At 68.9% G+C, this 23,684-nt stretch carries 24 protein-coding genes; 17 read left to right on the top strand and 7 right to left on the bottom strand.

The annotated features are described in order from the left end of the window. Nucleotides 1-12: 12 nt before the first annotated feature. The 7 genes from BMY74_RS46815 to coaD all read left to right on the top strand — a co-directional run bounded on the left by BMY74_RS46815 (nucleotide 13) and on the right by coaD (nucleotide 7,303). Complete coding sequence (locus BMY74_RS46815; RefSeq protein ID WP_342716741.1) at nucleotides 13-102, top strand: hypothetical protein; 90 nt, start codon at nucleotides 13-15, stop codon at nucleotides 100-102. A 131-nt stretch (nucleotides 103-233) separates the two neighbouring features. Beyond that, entirely contained in the window at nucleotides 234-1,898 is a 1,665-nt protein-coding gene (locus BMY74_RS12990; RefSeq protein ID WP_089914914.1) for a TIGR03767 family metallophosphoesterase, read from the top strand. A 62-nt stretch (nucleotides 1,899-1,960) separates the two neighbouring features. Next, nucleotides 1,961-4,483 (top strand): bifunctional FO biosynthesis protein CofGH, encoded by a 2,523-nt coding sequence (locus BMY74_RS12985; RefSeq protein WP_089914911.1) that lies wholly within the window; start codon nucleotides 1,961-1,963, stop codon nucleotides 4,481-4,483. Nucleotides 4,484-4,606: 123 nt separating this feature from the next. After that, a complete protein-coding gene (locus BMY74_RS44175) occupies nucleotides 4,607-4,798 on the top strand; it encodes a hypothetical protein (RefSeq protein WP_143091559.1) in 192 nt (63 codons plus the stop codon). 28 nt (nucleotides 4,799-4,826) lie between these two features. Further along, a complete protein-coding gene (trpS, locus tag BMY74_RS12980) occupies nucleotides 4,827-5,873 on the top strand; it encodes a tryptophan--tRNA ligase (protein ID WP_089914909.1) in 1,047 nt (348 codons plus the stop codon). A gap of 24 nt (nucleotides 5,874-5,897) precedes the next feature. Then, nucleotides 5,898-6,884 carry an inner membrane protein YhjD gene (yhjD, locus tag BMY74_RS12975; protein ID WP_245786085.1) on the top strand — a complete coding sequence of 329 codons (987 nt, stop codon included), beginning with the start codon at nucleotides 5,898-5,900 and terminating at the stop codon, nucleotides 6,882-6,884. Nucleotides 6,885-6,892: 8 nt separating this feature from the next. Then, entirely contained in the window at nucleotides 6,893-7,303 is a 411-nt protein-coding gene (gene coaD, locus BMY74_RS12970; protein WP_089914906.1) for a pantetheine-phosphate adenylyltransferase, read from the top strand. A 52-nt stretch (nucleotides 7,304-7,355) separates the two neighbouring features. Here the strand turns inward: coaD and BMY74_RS12965 are convergent, their stop codons facing one another. Further along, nucleotides 7,356-8,627 carry a D-alanyl-D-alanine carboxypeptidase family protein gene (locus tag BMY74_RS12965; RefSeq protein ID WP_089914904.1) on the bottom strand — a complete coding sequence of 424 codons (1,272 nt, stop codon included), beginning with the start codon at nucleotides 8,625-8,627 and terminating at the stop codon, nucleotides 7,356-7,358. A 61-nt stretch (nucleotides 8,628-8,688) separates the two neighbouring features. On the opposite strand from BMY74_RS12965, the gene BMY74_RS12960 reads away from it, so the two are divergent. Continuing rightward, nucleotides 8,689-8,916 carry an SCO4848 family membrane protein gene (locus BMY74_RS12960; protein WP_089914901.1) on the top strand — a complete coding sequence of 76 codons (228 nt, stop codon included), beginning with the start codon at nucleotides 8,689-8,691 and terminating at the stop codon, nucleotides 8,914-8,916. A gap of 11 nt (nucleotides 8,917-8,927) precedes the next feature. Further along, nucleotides 8,928-9,278 (top strand): hypothetical protein, encoded by a 351-nt coding sequence (locus tag BMY74_RS12955; protein ID WP_089914898.1) that lies wholly within the window; start codon nucleotides 8,928-8,930, stop codon nucleotides 9,276-9,278. A 97-nt stretch (nucleotides 9,279-9,375) separates the two neighbouring features. Here the strand turns inward: BMY74_RS12955 and BMY74_RS45005 are convergent, their stop codons facing one another. Continuing rightward, nucleotides 9,376-9,894, bottom strand: a complete 519-nt coding sequence (locus tag BMY74_RS45005) for a hypothetical protein (RefSeq protein WP_177229722.1) — start codon at nucleotides 9,892-9,894, stop codon at nucleotides 9,376-9,378. On the opposite strand from BMY74_RS45005, the gene BMY74_RS45000 reads away from it, so the two are divergent. Then, nucleotides 9,887-10,033, top strand: a complete 147-nt coding sequence (locus BMY74_RS45000) for an LPXTG cell wall anchor domain-containing protein (protein WP_177229721.1) — start codon at nucleotides 9,887-9,889, stop codon at nucleotides 10,031-10,033. The two genes, BMY74_RS45005 and BMY74_RS45000, sit on opposite strands and share 8 nt — an antisense overlap. Before the next feature lie 39 nt (nucleotides 10,034-10,072). After that, nucleotides 10,073-10,987 carry a hypothetical protein gene (locus tag BMY74_RS12945; RefSeq protein WP_245786084.1) on the top strand — a complete coding sequence of 305 codons (915 nt, stop codon included), beginning with the start codon at nucleotides 10,073-10,075 and terminating at the stop codon, nucleotides 10,985-10,987. A gap of 395 nt (nucleotides 10,988-11,382) precedes the next feature. Here the strand turns inward: BMY74_RS12945 and BMY74_RS12940 are convergent, their stop codons facing one another. Genes BMY74_RS12940 through sdhC form a run of 4 tightly spaced genes read right to left on the bottom strand, consistent with a single transcriptional unit; the run spans nucleotide 11,383 to nucleotide 14,775 of the window. After that, complete coding sequence (locus BMY74_RS12940) at nucleotides 11,383-12,165, bottom strand: succinate dehydrogenase iron-sulfur subunit (RefSeq protein WP_089914895.1); 783 nt, start codon at nucleotides 12,163-12,165, stop codon at nucleotides 11,383-11,385. Beyond that, nucleotides 12,165-13,919, bottom strand: coding sequence for a succinate dehydrogenase flavoprotein subunit (sdhA, locus tag BMY74_RS12935; protein ID WP_089914892.1), 1,755 nt, complete (start codon nucleotides 13,917-13,919; stop codon nucleotides 12,165-12,167). Before sdhA ends, BMY74_RS12940 begins: the two co-directional genes overlap by 1 nt. 22 nt (nucleotides 13,920-13,941) lie before the next feature. Continuing rightward, nucleotides 13,942-14,349, bottom strand: a complete 408-nt coding sequence (locus tag BMY74_RS12930) for a succinate dehydrogenase hydrophobic membrane anchor subunit (protein ID WP_089914889.1) — start codon at nucleotides 14,347-14,349, stop codon at nucleotides 13,942-13,944. 3 nt (nucleotides 14,350-14,352) lie between these two features. Then, nucleotides 14,353-14,775, bottom strand: a complete 423-nt coding sequence (sdhC, locus tag BMY74_RS12925; protein ID WP_089914884.1) for a succinate dehydrogenase, cytochrome b556 subunit — start codon at nucleotides 14,773-14,775, stop codon at nucleotides 14,353-14,355. 585 nt (nucleotides 14,776-15,360) lie between these two features. Here sdhC and BMY74_RS12920 point away from each other — a divergent pair. From BMY74_RS12920 to BMY74_RS12895, 6 genes are all read left to right on the top strand, one after another. Next, a complete protein-coding gene (locus BMY74_RS12920; RefSeq protein WP_089914881.1) occupies nucleotides 15,361-16,494 on the top strand; it encodes a BMP family lipoprotein in 1,134 nt (377 codons plus the stop codon). Nucleotides 16,495-16,586: 92 nt separating this feature from the next. Further along, nucleotides 16,587-18,167 (top strand): ABC transporter ATP-binding protein, encoded by a 1,581-nt coding sequence (locus BMY74_RS12915; RefSeq protein WP_089914878.1) that lies wholly within the window; start codon nucleotides 16,587-16,589, stop codon nucleotides 18,165-18,167. Continuing rightward, a complete protein-coding gene (locus BMY74_RS12910; protein ID WP_089914875.1) occupies nucleotides 18,167-19,240 on the top strand; it encodes an ABC transporter permease in 1,074 nt (357 codons plus the stop codon). The genes BMY74_RS12915 and BMY74_RS12910 overlap by 1 nt, the downstream gene beginning before the upstream one ends. Next, nucleotides 19,237-20,490, top strand: a complete 1,254-nt coding sequence (locus BMY74_RS12905) for an ABC transporter permease (RefSeq protein WP_245786083.1) — start codon at nucleotides 19,237-19,239, stop codon at nucleotides 20,488-20,490. The genes BMY74_RS12910 and BMY74_RS12905 overlap by 4 nt, the downstream gene beginning before the upstream one ends. Further along, nucleotides 20,483-20,872 carry a cytidine deaminase gene (locus tag BMY74_RS12900; protein WP_089914872.1) on the top strand — a complete coding sequence of 130 codons (390 nt, stop codon included), beginning with the start codon at nucleotides 20,483-20,485 and terminating at the stop codon, nucleotides 20,870-20,872. Before BMY74_RS12905 ends, BMY74_RS12900 begins: the two co-directional genes overlap by 8 nt. Then, on the top strand, nucleotides 20,869-22,143 hold the full coding sequence (locus BMY74_RS12895; RefSeq protein WP_089914869.1) for a thymidine phosphorylase: 1,275 nt from the start codon (nucleotides 20,869-20,871) through the stop codon (nucleotides 22,141-22,143). The genes BMY74_RS12900 and BMY74_RS12895 overlap by 4 nt, the downstream gene beginning before the upstream one ends. Nucleotides 22,144-22,154: 11 nt before the next feature. Here the strand turns inward: BMY74_RS12895 and BMY74_RS12890 are convergent, their stop codons facing one another. After that, nucleotides 22,155-23,621, bottom strand: coding sequence for a serine/threonine-protein kinase (locus tag BMY74_RS12890; RefSeq protein WP_245786082.1), 1,467 nt, complete (start codon nucleotides 23,619-23,621; stop codon nucleotides 22,155-22,157). Nucleotides 23,622-23,684 lie beyond the last annotated feature (63 nt).

Here is a 23,684-nt window from a genome sequence, read left to right as displayed (position 1 = left end):
GGCTACGCCAGCGTGAACGACGCGCTCGTGTGGCAGGTGCTCACCGAGAAACGCCCACAGCTCGAGGAGCACTTGCACCAACTGCTCGCGGGTCTGGGCTGAGCGACGCCGACTGAACCGACTGGCCCAGCCCGACCAGCCTTTATCGCTCTTGTCACCCACCTGCCCCCTCGATTCCACCCACCCGCTCCCTGAACATGAACACGATTCACCATCGATGAATCGGGGGCGGCATGACAGGGTTCAACCGGCGGTCCTTCCTCCTGGCGATGGGCGTGGGCATGGGCGCGGCAGGCGTCCCCCTCCTCGACCGCCAAGCGTTTGCGTCCACAGCGGGCACCACGCTGGAAACCACCGCCACGCCAACCGGCACCAGCGGCTACCGCAGGCTCCAGGCGGGCCCGGGCTGGCCGACGGTCGTCCGCAGCGACCTCATCCAGGCCAAGCCGAACCGGGAGGCCCGCAGGAAGGCCCTGGCCAGCTTCGTGCAGTTCAGCGACATGCACATCTGCGACGCGCAGAGTCCGCTGCGCTTCGAGTACCTGCACCCCGTCATGGGCTCCAGCGCGCACCGGCCGCAGGAGGCGCTCACCACGCAGGGCTCGACGAGCCTCGTGAGAAGGGTCAACGCCGTCAAGAACGGCCCGCTCACCGGCAGGCCCTTCGACTTCCTTATGACGACCGGCGACAACACCGACAACCACGAGAACGTCGAGCTCGACTGGTTCCTCACCGTCCTCAACGGCGGCCGCATCACGCCGAACACCGGTGACAGCAGGTACGAAGGTGTGCAGAACGCGGGCATCAGCACGTTCTGGCAGCCCGACCTGAGCGGCGCCGACGACTACAAGGCCAAGGGCTTCCCGCAGTTGCCGGGGCTGCTCGACGCGGCCGTCCGCACGTTCACGAGCCCCGGGCTGGACATCCCCTGGTACGCGACGATCGGCAACCACGACGACAGCGTGGTCGGGGCGTTGCCGGACGGGCTGCTCGACGGCTGGTACACCGGGCGCAAGAAGATCGTCGGGTTCGGTGACCCCGTGCAGAACGCGAAAGTGGCGCAAGCGTTCCACGATCCCAAGGCGATCCCGGAAGCGATGGCGATCCTCGGAACGAGTGGCGTCGTCCGGACCGTGACGCCTGATGATCGCCGACGGCTGTTCACCACCGCTGAGTACGTGCGCAAGCATCTGCCGTCGGGTGGTCACGGGTACACGGACGCCAACGCGGATGGTGTGGACGTCTTCTACACGTTCCGGATGGCGCCTGGTGTCACGGGCATCAGCATGGACACCACGAACCTCGCTGGGTTCTCCACGGGCTCGATAGGGCTCCATCAGCTCAACTGGATCGAGCGGACCCTCAAGCGCAACAGTTCGCTCTACTACGACTGGCTCGGGCTGCCGCAACGGCAGAACGTCACCGACGAGCTGTTCGTGCTCTTCAGCCACCACACGTCCACGACGATGGGCAACGTGCTGCCGGACAGGCGCAGGCCCCTGGACCCGCGCATGAACGGCGACGCGCTCCTCAACCTCCTGCACCGGTTCCCGAACGTGCTGGCGTGGGTCAACGGCCACACGCACCGCAACGTGATCACGCCGCACCGGCACGCCACGCCGTCGCGGAGCTTCTGGGAGATCAACACCGCGGCCCACGTCGACTACCCGCAGCACGCCCGCGTGATCGAGGTCGCGGACAACGGGGACGGCACGTTGTCGCTGTTCACGACCTTGCTGGAGGCCGACGCGCCCTATCAGGTCGACTACGACGACCGCAGCGATCAGGGGCTCGCCAGCCTGTGCCGCGAGTTCACCTACAACGACATCCACTCGCGGACGGACCCGCTGGGCACGCCGCTCGACCGGAACACGGAACTGCTGGTCGCGGTGCGGTGAAGTGGGATGTCCCACAGCCCGTCCCACCTGATCAGGAATTTCGGCGGCCTAAGGTCGTTGACGTGGCAGTGGACATCTCGCTAACCCCACCGCAGCCCCGTCCGAGCGCGGCGGCCATGAGGCGTGCTCTGCGCCGGGCTTCCGACGGTGCCGTGCTCGACGCGACAGAGGCCGCCGTGTTGCTGCACGCGCGCGAGGACGACCTCGACGCGTTGCTCACCGCGGCGGGCAAGGTGCGGGACGCGCACCTTCTCGCCGAGGGGCGCGCTGGGATCGTCACGTACAGCCGGTCGGTGTTCATCCCGCTGACGAGGCTGTGCCGGGACCGGTGCCACTACTGCACGTTCGCGACGGTGCCGCACAAGGTGCCCGCGGCGTTCCTCGAACGCGACGAGGTGCTGGCGATCGCGCGCGCCGGGGCCGCGCAGGGCTGCAAGGAAGCGCTGTTCACGCTGGGCGACCGGCCGGAGGACCGCTGGCCCGCCGCGAAGGAGTGGCTGGACGCGCGCGGATATGAGTCCACTTTGGACTACGTGCGGGCGAGCGCCATCGCGGTGCTGGAGGAGACCGGGCTGCTGCCGCACCTCAACCCCGGCGTGCTGAGCTGGGAGGAGCTGACGCGGCTGCGGCCCGTGGCGTCCAGCATGGGCATGATGCTCGAGACCACCGCGGAACGTCTCTGGAGCGAGAAGGGCGGCCCGCACTACGGCAGTCCCGACAAGGACCCCGCCGTCCGCCTGCGGGTGCTGACCGACGCCGGCCGCGTCAACGTCCCGTTCACCACCGGGATCCTCATCGGCATCGGCGAGACGATCGCCGAGCGCGCCGAGTCGTTGCTCGCGATGCGTCAGATCGCGAAGCAGTACGGGCACATCCAGGAAGTCATCATCCAGAACTTCCGCGCCAAGCCGGACACGGCGATGCGCGGCATGCCCGACGCCGACCTGACCGAGCTCGCGGCCACGATCGCCGTGGCACGCCTGGTGATGCCGTCGACCGTGAGCGTGCAGGCGCCGCCGAACCTCGTCGGCGGCGAGTTCGACCTCATGCTGCGCGCGGGCGTCGACGACTGGGGCGGCGTCTCGCCGGTCACGCCGGACCACGTGAACCCCGAGAAGCCGTGGCCTCAGGTCGACCAGCTCGCCGAGATCACCCGCCAAGCCGGTTTCTCCTTGCAGGAACGGCTGAACGTCTACCCGCGCTACGTCCGCGCGGCGGTGGGGCAGTGGATCGACACGAGGCTCACGACGCACGTTTCCGCGCTGGCGCTGGAGAACGGCCTCGCGAATCCGGACGCGGAAGTCGTCGGCCGCGAGTGGCAGGAGCCCGACGGCGGCCTCGACACCTACGGCCGCGCCGACCTCAACACCGCGATCGACACCGAGGGCCGCACGAGCGACCGCCGCGGCGACTTCGACGAGGTCTACGGCGACTGGGACGAGCTGAAGATCCCCGTTGCGCCCCAACGGCTTTCCGAGGACGTCCAACGTGGACTGAAGATCGCGGCGAACGACCCCGGCGCGATCCTCGACGACACCGACGCCGCGATGGCGCTCCTCACCGCGGACGGTGACGCACTGGAGGAGATGGTCAAGCTCGCCGACGACCTGCGGCGCGAGGTGGTCGGCGACGACGTCACGTACGTCGTCAACCGGAACATCAACTTCTCCAACGTCTGCTACGTCGGTTGCCGCTTCTGCGCCTTCGCCCAGCGCGAGCGCGACGCGGACGCCTTCAGGCTGAGCGCGGAGGAGGTCGCCGACCGCGCGCAGGAGGCGTGGGACGACGGCGCCACCGAGGTCTGCATGCAGGGCGGCATCGACCCCAAGCTGCCGGTGACGTACTACGCCGACGTCGTGCGCGCGATCAAGAAGCGCATCCCCGGGATGCACGTCCACGCGTTCAGCCCGATGGAGATCGTGTCCGCCGCGGCGAAGGCGGGCGTGAGCGTCCGTGAGTGGCTCACGGAGCTGAAGGAAGCCGGCCTCGACACGATCCCCGGCACGGCCGCCGAGATCCTCGACGACGACGTCCGGTGGGTGCTCACCAAGGGCAAGCTGCCGACCGCGACCTGGCTCGACGTCGTCGGAACGGCCCACGAGCTGGGCATTCGCTCGTCCAGCACGATGATGTACGGCCACGTCGACCACCCCGGCCACTGGCTCACGCACTTCCGCGTCCTCGCGAAGCTCCAGGACCGCACCGGCGGGCTCACCGAGTTCGTCGCGCTGCCGTTCGTGCACCGCAACGCCCCGATCTACCTGGCCGGCGTCGCCCGTCCCGGTCCTTCCCGCCGCGACAACCGGGCCGTGCACGCGTTCGCACGGTTGGCGCTGCACGGACGCGTCGACAACATCCAGTGCTCGTGGGTCAAGCTCGGCGACGAGGGCACCGCGGAGATCCTCAACGGAGGCGCGAACGACATCGGCGGCACTTTGATGGAGGAGACCATCAGCCGCATGGCAGGCTCGGAGCACGGATCGGCGCGCACGGTGAGTGAGCTCGAGACCCTGGCTTCACTAGCAGGGCGTAACGCCCGTCAGCGGACTACGACATATGGGCGAGTGCGAACCGATCATCAGTGACCGATAGTCTGAATCGGCGCGTAGACGCTACCGGTGATCGGTAGCTTGGCGGCCATTCAGTCAGCGAGGTTCACCCGTTCCGGGGTGGATCTGTGCCATGGGGAGGCTCGGCAAGTGCACGGCATGAGTCTTGTAGTGAGCGCTGCGGTCGAGAGCAGCATGACCGGCACGGCCGCTGGACCCGTCGGCCTGATCGCGGTCACCGCGGGCGTCGGCGGTCTGGTGTACGGCCTGGTGAAGCGCCGCAAGCCGGCCCCGGTCGTCGCCGCGAACCAGCGCATCGACCTCGTCCAGCAGGACACCACGCAGAACTGATCCACCCCGGTCTGAGAAGATTTCGTCCGTGTCCACGGAGAACGCGCCCGCAGAAAGCACCACCAGCACCACCGCGCCCGCGAAGCGCCCCCGCGTCCTGTCCGGCATCCAGCCGACGGCCGGGTCGTTCCACCTCGGCAACTACCTGGGTGCGGTGCGGCAGTGGGTGGCCCTGCAGGAGGCCCACGACGCGTTCTACTGCGTCGTCGACCTGCACGCGATAACCGTGGAGCAGGACCCGAAGACCCTGCGCCAGAACACCCGCGTCTCGGCCGCCCAGCTGCTCGCGCTGGGCATCGACCCGGACCGCGCGACGCTGTTCGTGCAGTCCCACGTCCCGGAACACGCCCAGCTCGGCTGGGTCATGCAGTGCATGACCGGCTTCGGCGAGGCGTCGCGGATGACGCAGTTCAAGGACAAGTCGGCGCGCCAGGAGCAGTCCGTCGGCGTGGGCCTGTTCACGTACCCGATCCTGCAGGCCGCGGACATCCTGCTGTACCAGGCGCACTACGTGCCGGTCGGCGAGGACCAGCGCCAGCACCTGGAGCTGACCCGCGACCTCGCGACGCGCTTCAACTCGCGTTACGGCAAGACGTTCCGGCTGCCCGAGGCGTACATCGTCAAGGACACGGCCAAGATCTTCGACCTGCAGGACCCGACGTCGAAGATGAGCAAGTCGGTGCCCGGCGGTGTCGTCGAGCTGCTCGAGGACCCGAAGCGCTCGGCCAAGAAGATCCGGTCCGCGGTCACCGACACGGGCCGCGAGATCGTCTTCGACGTCGAGAACAAGCCGGGCGTCTCGAACCTGCTCTCGATCTACTCGGCGCTCACGGACCGCACGGTCGAGTCGCTGGTGCAGGACTACGACGGCAAGGGCTACGGCGACCTGAAGAAGGACCTCGGCGAGGTCTTCACCGAGTGGGTCACGCCGGTGCAGGAGCGCGTGAAGACGTACCTCGACGACGTGGCGTCGCTGGACAAGATCCTCGCCCGTGGCGCCGAACGCGCCCGTGAGGTGGCCTCCGGGACGTTGCGCCGGACGTACGAGAAGATCGGCTTTGTTCTGCCTGAGTAAGGCAGGTGCATTAGCGTCTTATGCGTGGACAAGTGGCGGCAGAAGTACCGGTGGCTCGACCACATCATGCGTGCGTATGAGCGCTACGACCAGAGGTACGGGGCACAGCACGCCGCTGCGGTGACGTACTTCAGCGTGCTCTCGCTCGTGCCGATCCTGATGATCGGGTTCGCGGTCGCCGGTTTCGTCCTGCAGTCGCAGCCGGAGTTGCTCGCATCGCTGCGGCAGAGCATCGCCGAGGCCGTGCCGGACCAGCAGTTGCGCGAGCAGATCAACGAGGCCGTGGACACCGCCCTGGAGTCCAAGGGCACCGTCGGCATCATCGGTCTGCTCGGCGCCGCGTACTCCGGTCTCGGCTGGATGAGCAACCTCCGTGACGCCCTGACCGCGCAGTGGGGCCAGGCGAAGGGGGAACTGCCGTTCCTCGGCACGCTGTGGCGCGACCTGCTGTCGTTGATCGGCCTGGGCCTCGCGATCGTGCTGTCGTTCGGTATCACGGCGGTGGGCACCGGGTTCGCCGAGCTGATCCTGAGGTGGATGGGGCTCGAGAACGCCGGTTGGGCGCACGTGCTGCTGCGGATCGGCACGATCGTGCTGTCGCTGCTCGCGAACTGGCTCGTGTTCCTGTGGGTGCTCTCACGGCTGCCGCGCAAGCCCGTCGGCTGGCGCAGCGCGGTCAAGGGCGCGTTCGCCGGCGCGGTCGGGTTCGAGATCTTGAAGCAGACGGCGACGATCTTCCTGTCGTTCACGACCAAGTCGCCGACCTCGGCCGCGTTCGGGTCCGTGATCGGTGTGCTGGTGTTCGCGAACCTGGTGGCGCAGTTCATCCTGTTCATCACGGCCTGGACGGCCACGGCGAAGGAGAACGTCGAGCCGGAGGTCGTGAAGGCGCCGCCGCCCGCGGTGATCCAGCCCGTCGTCTCCGTGCGCGAGGGGCCCTCGCCGTCGCTGATGCTGGGAGCCGGGGCGGTGGCAGGAGCGCTGCTCGGCTTCCGCTGGCGTCGCAAGTAGGCCCGGCCGTGCGCGCCGTGTTCCCCGGTTCCTTCGATCCCGCGACGCAGGGCCACCTCAACGTCGTGCGCCGGGCAGCGGGCATGTTCGACGAGGTGGTCGTGTGCGTCCTGACCAACCCGGCGAAGACCGGGCGGCTTCCCCTGCCCGAACGCCTCGCCCTGCTGGGCGAGTTGACCGCTGACCTGGCGAACGTGCGGGTGGACTCGAGCGCCGGACGGCTGCTGGTCGACTACTGCCGCGCGGTGGGCGCCGGCGTGGTCGTGCGGGGCGTGCGCGGTGGCGGCGACCTGGCGCACGAGCTGCCGATGGCCGCGGCGAACCGCGACCTGAGCGGCATCGAGACGCTCTTCCTCCCGGCCGACGCCGGGTACGGGCACATCTCCTCGACGCTCGTCGTGGCGGCCTCACAGCGGTAGTGCACGAGAACGGCCCCGGCGCGGGTGCGCCGGGGCCGTCGTCTTTCGTGCCTCAGACGCCCTGTGCCGCCTGCTGCTGGGCCTGGCGGCGTGCCCGTGCCGCCTTGGCCCGCTTGTTGCGGATGAAGAGCACCAGACCGGCCAGCAGGCCGAGGCCCGCGACCGCCGTGATCGGGAGGCCGACGGTGCCGAACGCGGTCGGCGTCGGGCGGCCGGTCTCCGGGTCGGTGGCCGCGGCGGTGTCCTGGCTCTCGTTGCTGCTCTGCGTCGGGACGACGTTCTGCTTCGGCTGCGGTGCGCCGTCGACGAGCTTGCCGACGCCGCCGGGGCCCATCGCGAAGCCGTAGTCGAGCAGCTTGGCCGCCTGGGCGTCGATGCGCGTGGGCGTCTGCTGGCCGCGCAGCAGCACGACGACGAGACGACGGCCGTTGCGCTCCGCCGCGCCCACGTAGGTGTGCTGGGAGTCGTCGGTGAAGCCGGTCTTGCCGCCGAGCGCGCCCTGGTAGTTCGCGAGCAGGCGGTTGTCGTTCTGCAGCATGATCGTTCCGCCGTTCTTGCCGGGGAACTGCGACTGCGGCAGCTTGATGGCCTGCGCGAACTCGTCGTACTTCATCGCGCCGCGGAAGATCAGGGCGACGTCGTAGGCCGAGGTGCTCGTGCCGGGGCCGTCGAGGCCGGACGGGGTGACGGCGCGGGTGTCGAGGGCGCCGAGCTCCTTGGCCATGGCGTTCATCTTGCGCAGGGCGTTCGGCACGCCGCCGAGCTGACGGGCCAGCGTGTGCGCCACGTCGTTGCCCGAGGCGAGCAACAGGCCGTGCAGCAGCTGGCGGACGGTGTACTGGCCACCGTCGCGCAGGCCGACGCAGGTGCACTCCTGCGCGATGTCCTCGGCGCTGGCGGTGACGACCAGGTCGCCCCGCAGTTCCTTGGCGACGACCATCGCGAGCAGCACCTTCATGATGCTGGCAGGGCGCTGACGGCCGTGCGGGTCGTACGCGGCGATGACAGCGCCGCTGTCCATGTCCGCGAGCAGCCACGAGGCCGCGGTGGTGCCGCTGGGCGGCTGTGCCGAGTTCGGCGGCAGGATCAGGCCGCACTCGCCGAGCCGGTCACCGCCGATCGGGTTCTCGGGCACCTCGAGCGGCGTCGGGGCCTTCTGGCCGGGCGCGGGCTGCTCGGACGTGTCCACCGGTGGCGGCGGGGTCTCGCGGTTAGCGCACTGCGCCGAGCCGGCGGCCTGCTGTGCGGTGCTCGTCGGTGCGGCGAACGCGGCGGTGGCCGTTGCTAGGACCAGGGCGACGATGAGCCGTTTTGGGAAGGGCACACGTTCAGGCTATCCACCCCCGTTCAGCCGCTTGCACCCAGCACGTCCGATACTGGGCGGCGTGAAGCTCTCGCGCCCGATGTCACTCTTCCTGGTGGCTTTCGGTGTGTGGTCGTGGGTGATCTGGCCCACGTTCCTGAAGAACATCTGGAAGGACCCCCGTTCGTTCAGCGACGGACCTACCGCGTTCTTCACCGTGCACCTGGTGCTCGTGATCGCCTCGCTCGTGTTCGGCACGGTCATCGGCGTGCTGGGCGTGCGGGGATACCTGGCCACTCGACGTCGATAAGGAAAAAAGCTGTGGAGTTCGTACGCCTGCTGCTGGTGTTCCTGCACCTGCTGGGCATGGGCATGCTCGTCGCGATGATCATGTTGCAGGCCAAGGCCGGCAAGGACGCGCCGGTCAACAAGGGCTGGCTGCACGGTGCGGCTCTGCAGCTGCTGACCGGTGTCGCGCTGGTGGGCATCGACCCGCTGGTCGACTCCGTGAAGTACGACCACGTCAAGATCGGCGTGAAGCTGCTGGTCGTCGTGGCCATCGCCGTCGTCGTCGCGATCAACGTGAACAAGCCGAAGGCGCCGTCGTGGCTGCTGCCGACGGCCGCGTCACTGGTCGTGCTGAACATCGGGGTCGCGGTCTTCTGGACCTGATCGGGCGATGTCGCCCGCACTGCCGGGTGACGTGGGCGTGCTTATGACCCGGTGTGTTGTATCCGCGCGCCACCATCCGAGGTATGTCACGTATCGCCTATATCGGTGTGCTCACCGCCGGGGCAGTGTTGACGCTCGTCTCACTGCACGGTGCCGCCCCGGAGGCCTCGGCCTCCGGGGATGGCCAGGTGTGCGCCGCTGCGTGGTGCCCCAGCAAACAGCCCGGATGGCGCGCGCCGTCGCCGAGAGGTGAAGAGCCTCCGACCTCGACGACCACCACTCCGCCGACCACGACCACCACCCCGTGCACGACGACCACGACACCGCCGGTCACCACCACGACGGAGTCCACGACCACGACGACACCGCCGGTGACGACGACCACCACGGAGTCGACCACCACGACCACGACCACGACGTCGTCCACCACCACGACGACCGACTCGACGACGACCACGCCGCCGTCGTCCACCACCACGACGACCACCACACCGCCGTCGTCGACCACCACCACACCGCCGGTGACGACCACGACGTCGGGCACCACCACACCGCCGGTGACGACCACGACGAAGCCGTGGCTCACGACGCCGCCGCAGACCACCACCGTGGTCACACCCCCGGTCCACCAGGACAACCGCCTGGCCAACACCGGCACCTCGCCCGTGTGGACGCTGCTGCTCGGCGTGCTGATGCTCGTCGGCGGCTCGATCCTGATGGTCTTCGACCGCGCCAGGCGCCAGCCGCGGCGCTGACCGCCGGACACTGTCGGTGGTCTTCGTCACACTGGTGACGTGCGAATCGAACACCTGCGCGAACGCAGCGATCTCGGAGTCATCAGCACCACCACCCTGAAGTCCCTCGGGGTGGCCGATCCGTGGCGGAGGTGCGCCTCGGGCGGGCCGTGGCAGCGCATGTACCCAGGCGTCGTGCTGCTGCACAACGGCCCGCCCACCCCGGACCAACACCTCACCGCGGCCCTCCTGAGAGCAGGCCCGGGCGCGGTGGTCACGGGTTCCTGGGCCTGCCGCCGCCACGGCCTCCCGGCCCGCTCACCGGAGATCCACCTCCTGGTACCAGGCGCCGCGCGCGGCAGCGGCTCCCTCATCCTCGAACGCGCCTCACCGATGCCGCCATCATCCGACGTGGGCGGCTTCCCGGTGGTGTCCACAGCACGAGCCGTGGTCGACGCGTGCCGCTTCCTGCGCTCTGTTGACGAGGCCACGGCCTTGGTGGCCGCCGCCGTCCAACGGCGCCTCTGCACGCCTGACGAGTTGCGCGTGGAGGCCCGCACCAACCGCTACGGCACCAAACTGGCCCGCGAGGTCCTCCGCGACCTGGGCCGGGCGGAGTCGGTGGCGGAACGGGACGCCCGCCGCCTCTCCCGCAAGATCCGCCTGACGACCCCGCACTGGAACGCGACGATCGCGGACGCGTCCGGCCTCGTCATCGCGAGACCGGACGCCTGGTACGACGACGTGGGCCTGGCCTGGGAGATCGACTCACGCGCCTTCCACTACGGCCCGCGCGACTACGAACGCACCCTCGCCCGCAACTCGCGCTACGCCGCCGCCGGGATCCTCGTGGTGCAGACCCTGCCGACCCGCCTGCGCGACTCGCCGGAGGCGGTGGCGCGGGAGTTGAAGGCGGCGCATCGGGCGGCAGCGGCGAGACCTCGGCCCGCGGTGCACGTGGTGGAGGTGAGGTGAGAGGTGGGGGCCGCTGATGGGTGGAGCCGCTGAGGGGAGGCGCGGTGAGGGCAGGTGCGGTGCCAACCGCAGTCGCCCTCGCAGGCGACCACGTACGCAGGCCCGGCGGGCGGTGCCAACCGCAGTCGCCCTCGCAAGGCGGCCACGCACGCAGGCCCGGCGCGCGGTGCCGACCGGTCAGCCGTACGCACAACGTCGACCACGCATGCAGCCTGGCGTGGCGATGCGCAGCGAGCCGCCCGAACCTTCATGCATCGGGAGCCGGTGCGCACCCCAAAACGCGTCAAGCCCCGCAGGACCACCCTCGCAAGGCGACCCGACCAACCGGACGCGACCACCCCGGCAAACGCAAAAGCGCCGTGCCCCCGCAAGGGCACGGCGCTTCGCAACCGAACTCACACGCGCTTGAACAGCAGCGCCCGCTTCACTTCCTGAATCGCCTTGGTCACCTGAATCCCGCGAGGACACGCGTCGGTGCAGTTGAACGTGGTCCGGCACCGCCACACGCCATCGATGTCGTTCAGGATGTCCAACCGCTCCTCAGCCCCCTCGTCCCGGGAGTCGAAGATGAACCGGTGCGCGTTCACGATCGCGGCCGGCCCGAAGTACGACCCCTCGGTCCAGTACACGGGACAGGAGGTGGTGCAACAAGCGCACAGGATGCACTTGGTCGTGTCGTCGAACCGCTCCCGGTCGGCAACGGACTGGATCCGCTCACGAGTCGGCTCGTTGCCGTAGGTCACCAGATAAGGCTTCACCGCACGGAAAGCCTCGAAGAACGGCTCCATGTCGACGAGCAGGTCCTTGTTCACCGGCAGGCCCTTGATGGGCTCGATGGTGATCGTGGTCTGCTTGTCGCCCTTGAGCAGCAGGTCCTTCAGCAGCACCTTGCAAGCAAGCCGGTTCACGCCGTTGATGCGCATGGCGTCGGACCCGCAGATGCCGTGCGCACAGGAACGCCGGAACGTCAAAGTCCCGTCGACGTACCACTTGATGTGGTGCAGCAGGTTCAGGACGCGGTCCGACGGCAGCGCCGGGATGTCGAACGAGTCCCAGCGCGGCTCGTCGTCGATCTCCGGGTTGAACCGGCGGATCTTGACGGTGACCGTGACAGCGCCGTCCGGAACCGGCGGCTGGGAGCCGCGCGAGCCAGCAGTGGTTTCAGCGGTGGCGGTCATCAGTACTTGCGCTCCATCGGCTTGTACCGGGTAAAGGTCACGGGCTTGTAGTCGAGCCGGATGTCGGCCGAGAGGCCGTCGCCCTGCTTGTAGAACATGCTGTGGCGCATGAAGTTCGTGTCGTCGCGGTTCGGGTAGTCCTCGCGGGCGTGGCCGCCGCGGGACTCCTTGCGGGCGAGGGCACCGTGGACGAGCACCTCGGCGAGCTCCAGCAGGAAGCCGAGCTCGACGGCCTCGAGGAGGTCCGTGTTGAAGCGCTTGCCCTTGTCCTGCACGGAGATGTGCGCGTAGCGCTCCTTGAGGGCCTGCACGTCGTGCAGGGCCTGCTTCAGCGTGTCCTCGGTGCGGTACACGGACGCGTTGGCGTCCATCGTGGCCTGCAGCTCGGTGCGGATGTCCGCGACGCGCTCCTGGCCGTGCTCCGACAGCGCCAGGGCGACCTGGGCCTCGACGGCCGCGGCCGGGTTCTCCGGCAGCTCGACGTGGGACTCGCGGGACAGGGCGTACTCGGCGGCGGCGATGCCCGCGCGGCGGCCGAAGACGTTGATGTCCAGCAGCGAGTTCGTGCCGAGGCGGTTCGCGCCGTGGACGGACACGCAGGCGCACTCACCCGCGGCGTAGAGGCCCGGAACGACGTTGTCGTTGTCCCGCAGCACTTCGCCGTGGATGTTCGTCGGGATGCCGCCCATCGCGTAGTGCGCGGTCGGGTAGACCGGGACGGGCTCGACGACCGGGTCGACCGCGAGGTAGGTGCGGGCGAACTCGGTGATGTCCGGGAGCTTCGTCTCCAGCACCTCGGCACCGAGGTGCGTGCAGTCGAGGAGCACGTAGTCCTTGTTCGGGCCGGCGCCACGGCCTTCCAGCACCTCGAGAGCCATCGAACGGGCCACGATGTCGCGCGGCGCCAGGTCCTTGATGGTCGGGGCGTAGCGCTCCATGAACCGCTCACCCGAGGCGTTGCGCAGGATCGCGCCCTCACCGCGGGCACCCTCGGTCAGCAGGATGCCGAGACCGGCAAGGCCGGTCGGGTGGAACTGGTAGAACTCCATGTCCTCCAGGGGCAGGCCCTTGCGGAAGACGATGCCCATGCCGTCGCCGGTCAGCGTGTGGGCGTTCGACGTGGTCTTGAAGACCTTGCCGAAGCCACCGGTCGCGAACACGACGGACTTGGCCTGGAACACGTGGATCTCGCCGGTCGCGAGCTCGTAGGCGACGGCGCCGGTGCAGACCGGGCCGTTCTCCGTCTCGGTCAGGCAGATGTCGAGCACGTAGAACTCGTTGAAGAACTCGATGCCGTGCTTGACGCAGTTCTGGTAGAGCGTCTGCAGGATCATGTGACCGGTGCGGTCCGCGGCGTAGCAGGCGCGGCGCACGGCGGCTTCACCGTGGTTGCGCGTGTGGCCGCCGAACCGCCGCTGGTCGATCTTGCCCTCGGGCGTGCGGTTGAACGGCAGGCCCATCTTCTCGAGGTCGAGGACCGCGTCGATGGCCTCCTTCGCCATGATCTCGGCGGCGTCCTGGTCGACCAGGTAGTCGCCGCCCTTGATCGTGTCGAAGGTGTGCCACTCCCAGTTGTCCTCCTCGACGTTGGCGAGGGCGGCGCACATGCCGCCCTGGGCCGCGCCGGTGTGCGAACGCGTGGGGTAGAGCTTGGTGAGCACCGCGGTGCGGGCGCGCTGGCCGGACTCGATCGCCGCGCGCATGCCGGCACCACCAGCGCCGATGATGACTACGTCGTACTTGTGGAACTGCATTGTGGTGGGCTCCCCGCGCGGGTCAGTTCGAGATGTTCGGGTCGAAGGTGAAGATCACGAACGTGCCGAGCGAGATGATCAGGACCATCGACACGTAGAGCAGCATCTTCAACCAGAACCGGGTGGAGTCCTTGCGGGCGTAGTCGTTGATGACCGTCCGCACGCCGTTGCCGCCGTGCAGCTGCGCGAGCCACAGCATCGCGAGGTCCCAGAACTGCCAGAACGGGGACGACCAGCGACCGGCGACGAAGGCGAAGTTGATCTTGTGGACGCCGCCGTCCAGGATGTTCATGATGAACAGGTGGCCCAGGACCAGGACCACGAGCAGCAGGCCGGAGAGGCGCATGAACAGCCAGCTGTAGAGCTCGCCGTTGCTGCGACGGGCCGCGGGGCGCTTCGGCGAGCGGGGCTTGTCGAGTGCGAGGGACATGGCTCAGTGACCCCCAACCAGGTCGGAGATCGTGCGCTCCATCATGAAGTAGAAGCCGGGGATCATCACGAGGACCCACACGCCCAGCACGGTCCACAGCATGACCCGCTGGTACTTGGCGCCCTTCTCCCAGAAGTCGACCAGCATGACCCGGATGCCGTTCAGCGCGTGGTAGAGCACCGCGCCGACCAGGCCGACCTCGAAGAGGTTGACGACCGGGTTCTTGTAGGTCTCGATCACCGCGTCGTAGGCGTTCGGGGACACCCGCACGAGGGCGGTGTCGAGCACGTGGGTGAAGAGGAAGAAGAACGTGAGGACACCGGTGATCCGGTGGGCGACCCAGGACCACATGCCCAGATCACCGCGGTAGAGCGTCCCACCCCCTCGGGTGGTGCCCGACCGCTCGGGTGCGCCTGCGCTGGTCATGCGCCGCGGCCTCCAACGTCAGTGGTGGTGTGGTCGGCGAACAAGTCCGTTCTCAACCGACCATGACCGGAAAAGCGTAGTCCCGCACGTTGGAACACTCACAGCAGGCGCACCCGCTCTGTGATCGATGAGACACGCTGTCGATCGGCCAAGCGGTCTGGATCGATCCCGAAATGCGGTCTGCGCCACACGAAGGCGGCGGCCAGGACCTCCGCCAAGGATCCGGGCCGCCGCCACCGGCAAGGGCACTTGCCACCCCGTACACGTCCGGCGGGCCGGGAATGGTTCAACGCCGGCTGACATCGGCGGGTCAGCGTCGTGCCGGAGCGTTGGCTCTGGCGTGCGCCGCTGGGCCGACCGGGCGAAGATCAGGGTGGGGAAGCGGCCGAAGAGGACGATTCGCCACGCGCCGAACACGAGTGATCACCAGTCGTGCCGCCAATGCGTCGAATGCGTAACCGATAGGGGTCTTTGTAGGTGCTGGCGGCAACGGGGTTGGTTACTAAGAGGTACGGTGCCGCCTCTAGGCCTCAACAATGCCGTTGAGGAGGAAACTCAGGGAGGAGACGCGCCGTGCGTCGTCGTATGCGTGGTGTCGCGGTCGCCGCGATCGCGTTGACCAGCGTGATGACTATGGCCGCCTGCGCGAAGGACTCGGGTGGCGGTAGCAACAACTCGGGTACCGGTACCGGTGCCGCCTGCGAGTTCGCCGAGGCTCCCAGCGCGCCCGCCACGTCGAACACCAGCGCCGCCAACAGCGAGAAGGTGGACGCGAGCACGCTGAAGGTCGGTCTGGCCTACGACATCGGTGGTCGTGGCGACGCGTCGTTCAACGACTCCGCCGCCGCCGGTCTGGACAAGGCGCTCACCGACTTCGGTGTGAAGAAGGAGAACACCCGCGAGCTCTCCGCGGCTCCGAACGAGGACGAGTCGGCCAAGCAGACCCGTCTGCGCCAGCTGGCGTCCGAGGGCTTCAGCCCGATCATCGGTGTCGGCTTCGCCTACGCCGAGTCGATGAAGCTCGTCGCGGGCGAGTTCCCGAACGTCAAGTTCGGCCTGGTCGACGGCTCCGTCGAGGGCGCGGCCAACGTCACGCCGCTGCTGTTCGCCGAGCAGGAGGGCTCCTTCCTGGCCGGCGTCATCGCCGCGTACCAGAGCAAGAAGTGCCACGTGGGCTTCGTCGGCGGTGTCGAGATCCCGCTGATCCAGAAGTTCGAGGCCGGCTACGCGCAGGGCGCCAAGACCGCCGCGCCGAAGATCCAGATCGAGAAGAAGTACATCACCCCGGCCGGCGACTTCACCGGTTTCCAGGACGCCCCGAAGGGCCAGGAAGCCGCGAAGGGCCAGATCGACAAGGGTGCCGACGTCATCTACCAGGCCGCGGGTGCGTCCGGTAAGGGCATCTTCTCGGCCGCGAAGCAGGGTGGCGTGCTCGCCATCGGCGTCGACTCCGACCAGTACAACCAGGCGACCGTCGCCGACACCAAGGACGTCATCGTGTCGTCCATGCTCAAGCGCGTCGACGTCGCGGTCTACGACTTCATCAAGGCCGTCGCGAAGAACGACCTCGCGTCGCTGCCGAAGGTCTTCGACCTGAAGGTGGACGGTGTCGGTTACGCCACGTCGGGTGGCAAGATCGACGCGAAGCTGCAGGGCATCCTCGAGGGCTACAAGGCCCAGATCATCGAGGGCAAGATCAAGGTCGCGGACAAGCCGTAGTCCGTCAGTTCGCTTAGTCGTTCGCACATGCCGGGCCCTGTGAGGATTTCGCCCTCACAGGGCCCGGTGCGTGGCAGGAGGAGCACTCGACGATGAGCAGTTCCACGTCCGTTGGGACGGACGAACACCCCGCGGTGGTGCTCACAGGCATCACCAAGCGATTCCCCGGTGTGGTCGCCAACAGCGACGTCCACCTGACCGTCCGCCGTGGTGAGGTGCACGCCCTGTGCGGTGAGAACGGCGCGGGCAAGTCCACCCTGATGAAGATCCTCTACGGCATGCAGCCGCCGGACGAGGGCACCATCGAGGTGAACGGCGAGCAGGTGCGCTTCCGCACGCCGTCCGACGCCATCAAGGCCGGCATCGGCATGGTGCACCAGCACTTCATGCTCGCCGACAACCTCACCGTCCAGGAGAACGTGGTCCTGGGTGCCGAGGCCCTGCACGGCATCGGCAAGAAGGCCCGCGCGCGCATCATCGAGCTCTCCGGCCGGACCGGGCTGAACGTCGACCCCGGCGTCCTGGTGGAGCAGCTCGGCGTCGCGGACCGCCAGCGCGTCGAGATCCTCAAGGTGCTCTACCGCGGTGCCAAGGTGATCATCCTGGACGAGCCCACCGCCGTGCTCGTGCCGCAGGAGGTCAACGAGCTCTTCGACACCGTGCGCGGCATGCAGGAGCAGGGCTACACGTTCCTGTTCATCTCGCACAAGCTCGACGAGGTCCGCGCGATCGCGGACTCCGTCACGGTGATCCGCCGCGGCACGACCGTGGGCAGCGCCGACCCGAAGACCGTCAGCTCCCGGCAGCTCGCCGAGATGATGGTCGGCAGCGAGCTGCCCAGCCCGGAGACCCGCGAGTCCACCGTCACCGACACGGTCGTGCTGGACGTCAAGGGCCTCAAGCTCATGACGCCCGACGGTTCGCGGCCGATCCTCGACGACGTCGACATGGTCGTGCGCTCCGGCGAGGTCGTCGGCATCGCCGGTGTCGAGGGCAACGGCCAGACCGAGCTCGTCGAGACGATCATGGGCATGCGCAAGGCCGGCAGCGGCACGATCACGCTGCAGGACGAGGACATCACCAAGCTCGGCACGCTCGCCCGGCGCGAGGCGGGCATCGGCTACGTGCCGGAGGACCGCCACCGCCACGGCCTGCTGCTCACGCAACCCCTCTGGTACAACCGGATCCTCGGCTACCAGACCCGCAAGCCGACGGCCAAGGGCATCTGGCTCGACACCGACGGCGCCAAGTCCGACACCGAGCGGATCGTCGCCGACTTCGACGTCCGCACGCCCGGCATCGACGTGCCCGCGGCCGCTCTCTCGGGCGGCAACCAGCAGAAGCTCGTCGTCGGCCGCGAACTGTCCGGCGACCCGGTGCTGCTGATCGCCTCGCACCCGACCCGCGGTGTGGACGTCGGCGCGCAGGCGTTGATCTGGGACGAGATCAAGCGCGCCCGTGCCGCCGGTCTCGCCGTGCTGCTGATCTCCGCCGACCTGGACGAGCTGATCGGCCTGTCGGACACGATCAAGGTCATGCTGCGCGGCCGCCTGGTGGCCGACGCCGACCCGAACACCGTCACGCCCGAGGACCTCGGCAGCGCGATGACGGGTGCGGGCAGCACGAGCGCCGCGGTCCAGGAGACCGCGGTGGTTGAGGAAGGCGAGAACTGATGGGACACCTGCGCGGCAAACTCCTGCCGCCCGCGTTGGCGATCGTCTTCTCACTGCTGTTGTGCGGCGTGGCGCTGGTCATCTCCGGCGCGAACCCGTTCAGCGCGTTCGGTGCGATGGTGACGCAGGTCGGCAAGGGCACGACCCTGGTCGACATCATCAACTCGACGGGCATCTACTACATCGCGGCGCTCGCGGTGGCCATCGGGTTCCAGATGAACCTGTTCAACATCGGTGTCGAGGGCCAGTACCGCGTCGCGGCCGTGATCGCCGCGGTCGTCGGCGGCTCGATCGCGCTGCCCACCGGCATCCACACGCTGGTGATCATCATCGTGGCCGCGATCGCCGGTGCCGCCTGGGCCGCGATCCCCGCGATCCTCAAGGTGACCCGCGGCGTCAACGAGGTCATCTCGACGATCATGATGAACGGCCTGGCCATCGGCCTGTCCGCCTACCTGATCCGCCGCGACGTCTTCGGTGAGCTGCGGGGCAACAACATCCGCACCGCCGAGATCCCGGAGAGCGGCTGGATGCCCGGCATCAGCTTCGGTGGCGGCGGCACGATGTTCGGCTTCATCTTCGTGGCCGTCGCCCTCGGCGTGGGCTACTGGATCATGATGAACAAGACCCGGTTCGGCTTCGAGCTGCGCGCGTCCGGTGAGTCCTCGACCGCCGCGTCGGCCGGTGGCGTCAACGCCAAGAAGATGATCCTGGTCTCGATGCTGCTCTCGGGCGCCATCGCGGGCCTGATCTCGCTGCCGGAACTGCTCGGCCGCGACCACACGTTCAGCCTGAACTTCACCGCGGGCATCGGCTTCTCGGGCATCGCGATCGCGCTGCTCGGCCGCAACCACCCCGGTGGCATCGCGTTCGGCGCGCTGCTCTGGGCGTTCCTCGACAAGTCGGGCCTCGCGCTCGACAACGTCGGCGTGCCCAGGGAGATCGTCACCATCATGCAGGGCTCGATCGTCCTGTCGGTCGTCGTCGCCTACGAGGTGGTGCGCCGCTTCGAGCTCGCCTCGGAACAGCGTCGCGTCGGCCGTGAGCTCGGAACTGTCGGAGGTGCCGCGTGATCTCGACGTTGGAGGAGAAGCCGCACGTCCCCGCGGCGCCTCGCAAGCGCAAGGTCCCCGGCTGGGCCGTGGCGATGCTCGGTGTCGCGGGCGCGATCGCGTTGCTGTCGATCACCTCGTACCAGACCGGGTTCCTGCAGCTCACGTCGTCGGGCACGACCCAGACGGCGGTCCGGCTCGCGCTGCCGATCCTGCTCGCCGGTCTCGGCGGCCTGTGGGCGGAACGCGCCGGCGTGGTCAACATCGGCCTCGAGGGCATGATGATCATGGGCACCTGGGGCGCGGCGTGGGCCGGTTACCAGTGGGGTCCGTGGGCCGCTCTCGTCGCGGCGGTGGTGTTCGGGTCGCTCGGCGGCCTGCTGCACGCGATCGCGACGGTCACGTTCGGCGTCAACCACATCGTCTCCGGTGTGGCGATCAACCTGCTCGGCGCCGGTCTGACGAAGTACCTGTCGACGCTCATCTTCCAGCCGCTGTCGAACAACCCGCGCCAGTCGCCGCCGGTGCAGTCGTTCGACACGTTCTCGGTGGCGGGCCTCGGCGACTGGCTCGGTGAGCTCGAGGCCGGGAAGCTCCTGTTCGTCTCGGACGTCGCGGGCATCCTGCGCGGTCTCGTCACCGGTGTCTCGCCGCTGACGATGATCGCGATCCTGCTGCTGCCGCTGTCGTACTTCCTGCTCTGGCGCACCCGCTTCGGCCTGCGCCTGCGCTCGGTCGGCGAGAACCCGCACGCCGCGGACTCGCTGGGCGTGAAGGTGTACTTCCACAAGTACGTCGCCGTGATCGTCTCCGGTGGTCTCGCCGGCCTGGGTGGCGCCGCGCTGGTGCTCAACCCCGGTCAGCTGTCCTACCTGGAAGGCCAGACCGGCGGCCGCGGCTACATCGGCCTCGCCGCGATGATCTTCGGCAACTGGCGGCCCGGTGGTCTGCTGGGTGGTGCGGCGCTGTTCGGGTACGCCGACGGCCTGCAGCTGCGTTCGGGTGGCGAGACGGTGCTGGCGCTGGTCTACGGCGTGGTGCTGCTGCTCGCCGTGATCGTGGTGTGGCAGCTCATCCGCCGGAAGTGGTTCTCCGCCGCCGCCGCGATCGTCATCGCCGTGCTCATGTACCTGCTGTACATCAGCCTCGACGAGATCCCCAGCGAGTTCGTGTCCTACGCGCCGCACATGGTGACGCTGGCCGTGCTCGCCGTTGCCTCGCAACGACTGCGAATGCCTGCGGCCGACGGTCTGGTGTACCGCCGTGGCTGACGTCGACTGGGACCTGCTCCGGGCACGGGCGGTGGAAGCGGCGCAGTCCGCCTACTGCCCGTACTCGGGGCTGCAGGTCGGCTCCGCGGCGCTGTGCGACGACGGCCGGATCGTCACCGGGTGCAACGTCGAGAACGCCTCGTACGGCGTGGGTCTGTGCGCCGAGTGCGCGATGGCCGGTCAGCTGCAGCTCACGGGCGGCGGCCGGTTCGTCGCGGTGGCGTGCCGGTCCGGTGCCGGTGAGCTGCTGATGCCGTGCGGCCGGTGCCGTCAGGTGCTGTACGAGCTGGGCGGTCGCGACTGCGTGGTCGACACGCCGTCCGGCATCCTGCCGATGTCGTCGGTGCTGCCGGACGCGTTCGGGCCGGAGGACCTGCCATGAGCTTCTCGGCGGTGGACGTCATCCGGGCCAAGCGCGACGGCCGCGCGTTGTCCGACCCGGAGATCGACTGGGTCATCGACGCGTACACGCGCGGTGCGGTCGCGGACGAGCAGATGTCCGCGCTCGCGATGGCGATCTTCTTCAACGGCATGACCGCCGGCGAGACCGCGCGCTGGACGCAGGCGATGATCTCGTCCGGCGAGCGGTTGTCGCTGCACGTGGACCGCCCGACCGTGGACAAGCACTCGACGGGCGGTGTCGGCGACAAGATCACGCTGCCGCTGGCTCCCCTCGTCGCCGCCTGTGGTGCCGCGGTGCCGCAGCTTTCGGGCCGCGGTCTCGGGCACACCGGCGGGACCCTGGACAAGCTGGAGTCGATCCCGGGGTGGCGGGCCGCACTGTCCACTTCGGAGATCCTCGACCAGCTGTCGTCCGTCGGTGCCGTCGTGTGCGCTGCCACCGAAGGACTTGCACCGGCCGACCGCAAGCTCTACGCGTTGCGGGACGTCACCGGGACCGTCGAGGCGATCCCGCTGATCGCTTCGTCGATCATGTCGAAGAAGATCGCCGAGGGCGCCGAGTCGCTGGTGCTGGACGTGAAGGTCGGCTCCGGCGCGTTCATGAAGGACCTGGCTTCCGCACGTGCTCTGGCCGAGGCGTTGGTGGCCATCGGCGTTGAGCACGGCGTGCGGATCTCGGCCCTGCTGACCGACATGTCCGTGCCCCTGGGTCGTGCGGTCGGCAACGCGGTCGAGGTGGCCGAGTCCGTGGACGTGCTGCGCGGCGGCGGACCTGCCGACGTCGTGGAGCTGACCGTGGCCCTGGCGCGCGAGATGCTGTCGCTGGCCGGGATCTCGGTCGACCCGGCCGAGGTGCTGGCGTCCGGCGAGGCCTTCGAGGTGTGGGCGCGGATGATCCGGGCCCAGGGCGGCGATCCCGATGCCGCGCTGCCCGTTGCCTCGCACAAGCACGTGGTGGAGGCACCCGCGTCCGGCGTGCTGTCCACTTTGGACGCTTACGGCGTCGGTGTGGCGGCGTGGCGGCTCGGTGCCGGTCGTGCCCGCAAGGAGGACCCGGTGCAGTTCGGTGCCGGCGTCCTCTGCCTGGCCAAGCCCGGTGACACCGTCGAGGCCGGGCAGCCGTTGCTGGAGCTGCACACCGACACCCCGGACGCGGTCGCCGGAGCCCTGCAGGCGCTGGAAGGCGCCTACGAGGTCACCGACGCCGCACCGGAGCGTTCACCGCTGGTGATTGACACGATCCGCGGTTAGCCGACCCGCGGTCAGTTGACGAGCGAGCCCGCCAGGGGCGACCTGTCCTGCTTCCACAGCACGCACAGGACCTCCTGGCGGCCCGGCGAGGAGGCGTCGTTGTACGCCTCCCACTCCTTCTGCGTCGGGACGAGCCCGGTGAAGCCGAGCGGCTCCTTGATCTTCGGCTCGATCACCTTGAACTGCTCGGTGCAGTAGTTCTTGGTGAAGTCGGTCAGCCAGTCCAGGCCGGGGTAGGCCGTGTCCTTCGGCTTGTCCCAGAGCGGCGTCGCGGCCGAGAAGAGCTGGATGCCGTGCGGGCCGCTGCACGGCACGTCCGACCGCACCGGCGAGCCCTGCGTGAGGAAGTCCTTGGCGCACTGGGTGCCGGACAGGTTCCACTCGGGCACGTCACCGCCGCGGCCGAACGTGGCGATGCGCCGGGACGGCAGCGGGGCGCCGACCGGCAACGCCGCGGCGTCGGTCCACTCGCCGGAGTTCTCGGAAGGCTGGTTCGGCTGGTTGCTGCTGGTGTTCTGGCCGGCGTTCGAGGTCTCCTCCGGCTTGAGGAGCTGGTACCCGCCGAACGCGGCACCCGCGAGCACGGCGATGCCCACGACCACGGCGGCGATCTTGACCGCGGTGCCGTTGCCCTTGCTCTTCTGCTGCGGCAACGACACCTGCGTGGCGCCCTGGACGATCGCGGTCAGCATCTGCCGGGCCTGGGGCGCGGTCAGGCGGCGCTGCGGATCCACGGTCAGGAACCCGCGGATCACCTCCGCGAGCCCCGGCGACGCCCGCCGCAGCACCGGGGGCTCGTTCATGACCGCGTGCAACGTCGACGCGGTGGAGGTGCGCTCGAACGGGCTGACGCCCTCGACCGCGTGCGCCATCGTGACGCCGAGCGCCCACAGGTCCGACGCGGGCGAGGCCTCCCAGCCGTGCAGCCGGTCCGGCGACATGTACGCGGGCGAGCCGACGATGCCGCCGTTGTGGGTGAGCCTCGGGTCGTCCATCGCCTGCGCGATGCCGAAGTCCGTCAGCTTCACGGCCCCGTCCGGCCGCACCATGATGTTGCTGGGCTTCACGTCCCGGTGCACGATGCCGGCCTGGTGCGCGGTCTCCAGCGCGCCCAGCACCTGCAGCGCGACGCCCGCCATCCAGGTCGAGTCACGCGGTCCGTGCCGCTGCACGATGGTCGCGAGGTCGAGCGCGTCGACCAGTTCCATCGCGAGGTAGGTGCGGTCGTTCTCGCGGACGATGTCGTAGACCGTGACGACGGCCGGGTGGTTCAGGCGGCCCGCGGTCCGCGCCTCGCGGAGCATGCGCTCCTCGAGGACGTTGCGCTCCTCGGCGGCGATCCCCTGCGGCGGGTGCAGCTCCTTGAGGGCGACGGCCCGGCCGAGCACCTGGTCCTGGGCGCGCCACACGACGCCCATCGCACCGCGGCCCAGCTCGACGAGCAGGGTGTAGCGGTTCGCGACAACTCGCTGTTGCACGGACTTCCCTTCTGGACGGCCCCCGCTGCCCGTTTGGTCACCCCCGCCGGCGCGAGCATAACC

Source organism: Lentzea albida (assembly GCF_900111005.1).
GTDB classification, from domain to species: Bacteria; Actinomycetota; Actinomycetes; order Mycobacteriales; family Pseudonocardiaceae; genus Lentzea; species Lentzea albida.
This window is presented reverse-complemented; position numbering and strand designations above follow the sequence as displayed.

Bases quoted from the DNA above. Each gene is read 5' to 3' on its own strand.
- BMY74_RS12895 (WP_089914869.1), top strand. From the start codon at position 20,869: ATGAGCTTCTCGGCGGTGGACGTCATCCGGGCCAAGCGCGACGGCCGC.
- BMY74_RS12910 (WP_089914875.1), top strand. From the start codon at position 18,167: ATGGGACACCTGCGCGGCAAACTCCTGCCGCCCGCGTTGGCGATCGTC.
- BMY74_RS12990 (WP_089914914.1), top strand. From the start codon at position 234: ATGACAGGGTTCAACCGGCGGTCCTTCCTCCTGGCGATGGGCGTGGGC.
- sdhC (WP_089914884.1), bottom strand. From the start codon at position 14,775: ATGACCAGCGCAGGCGCACCCGAGCGGTCGGGCACCACCCGAGGGGGT.
- BMY74_RS12920 (WP_089914881.1), top strand. From the start codon at position 15,361: ATGCGTGGTGTCGCGGTCGCCGCGATCGCGTTGACCAGCGTGATGACT.
- BMY74_RS12915 (WP_089914878.1), top strand. From the start codon at position 16,587: ATGAGCAGTTCCACGTCCGTTGGGACGGACGAACACCCCGCGGTGGTG.
- BMY74_RS12930 (WP_089914889.1), bottom strand. From the start codon at position 14,349: ATGTCCCTCGCACTCGACAAGCCCCGCTCGCCGAAGCGCCCCGCGGCC.
- sdhA (WP_089914892.1), bottom strand. From the start codon at position 13,919: ATGCAGTTCCACAAGTACGACGTAGTCATCATCGGCGCTGGTGGTGCC.
- BMY74_RS12940 (WP_089914895.1), bottom strand. From the start codon at position 12,165: ATGACCGCCACCGCTGAAACCACTGCTGGCTCGCGCGGCTCCCAGCCG.
- BMY74_RS44175 (WP_143091559.1), top strand. From the start codon at position 4,607: ATGAGTCTTGTAGTGAGCGCTGCGGTCGAGAGCAGCATGACCGGCACG.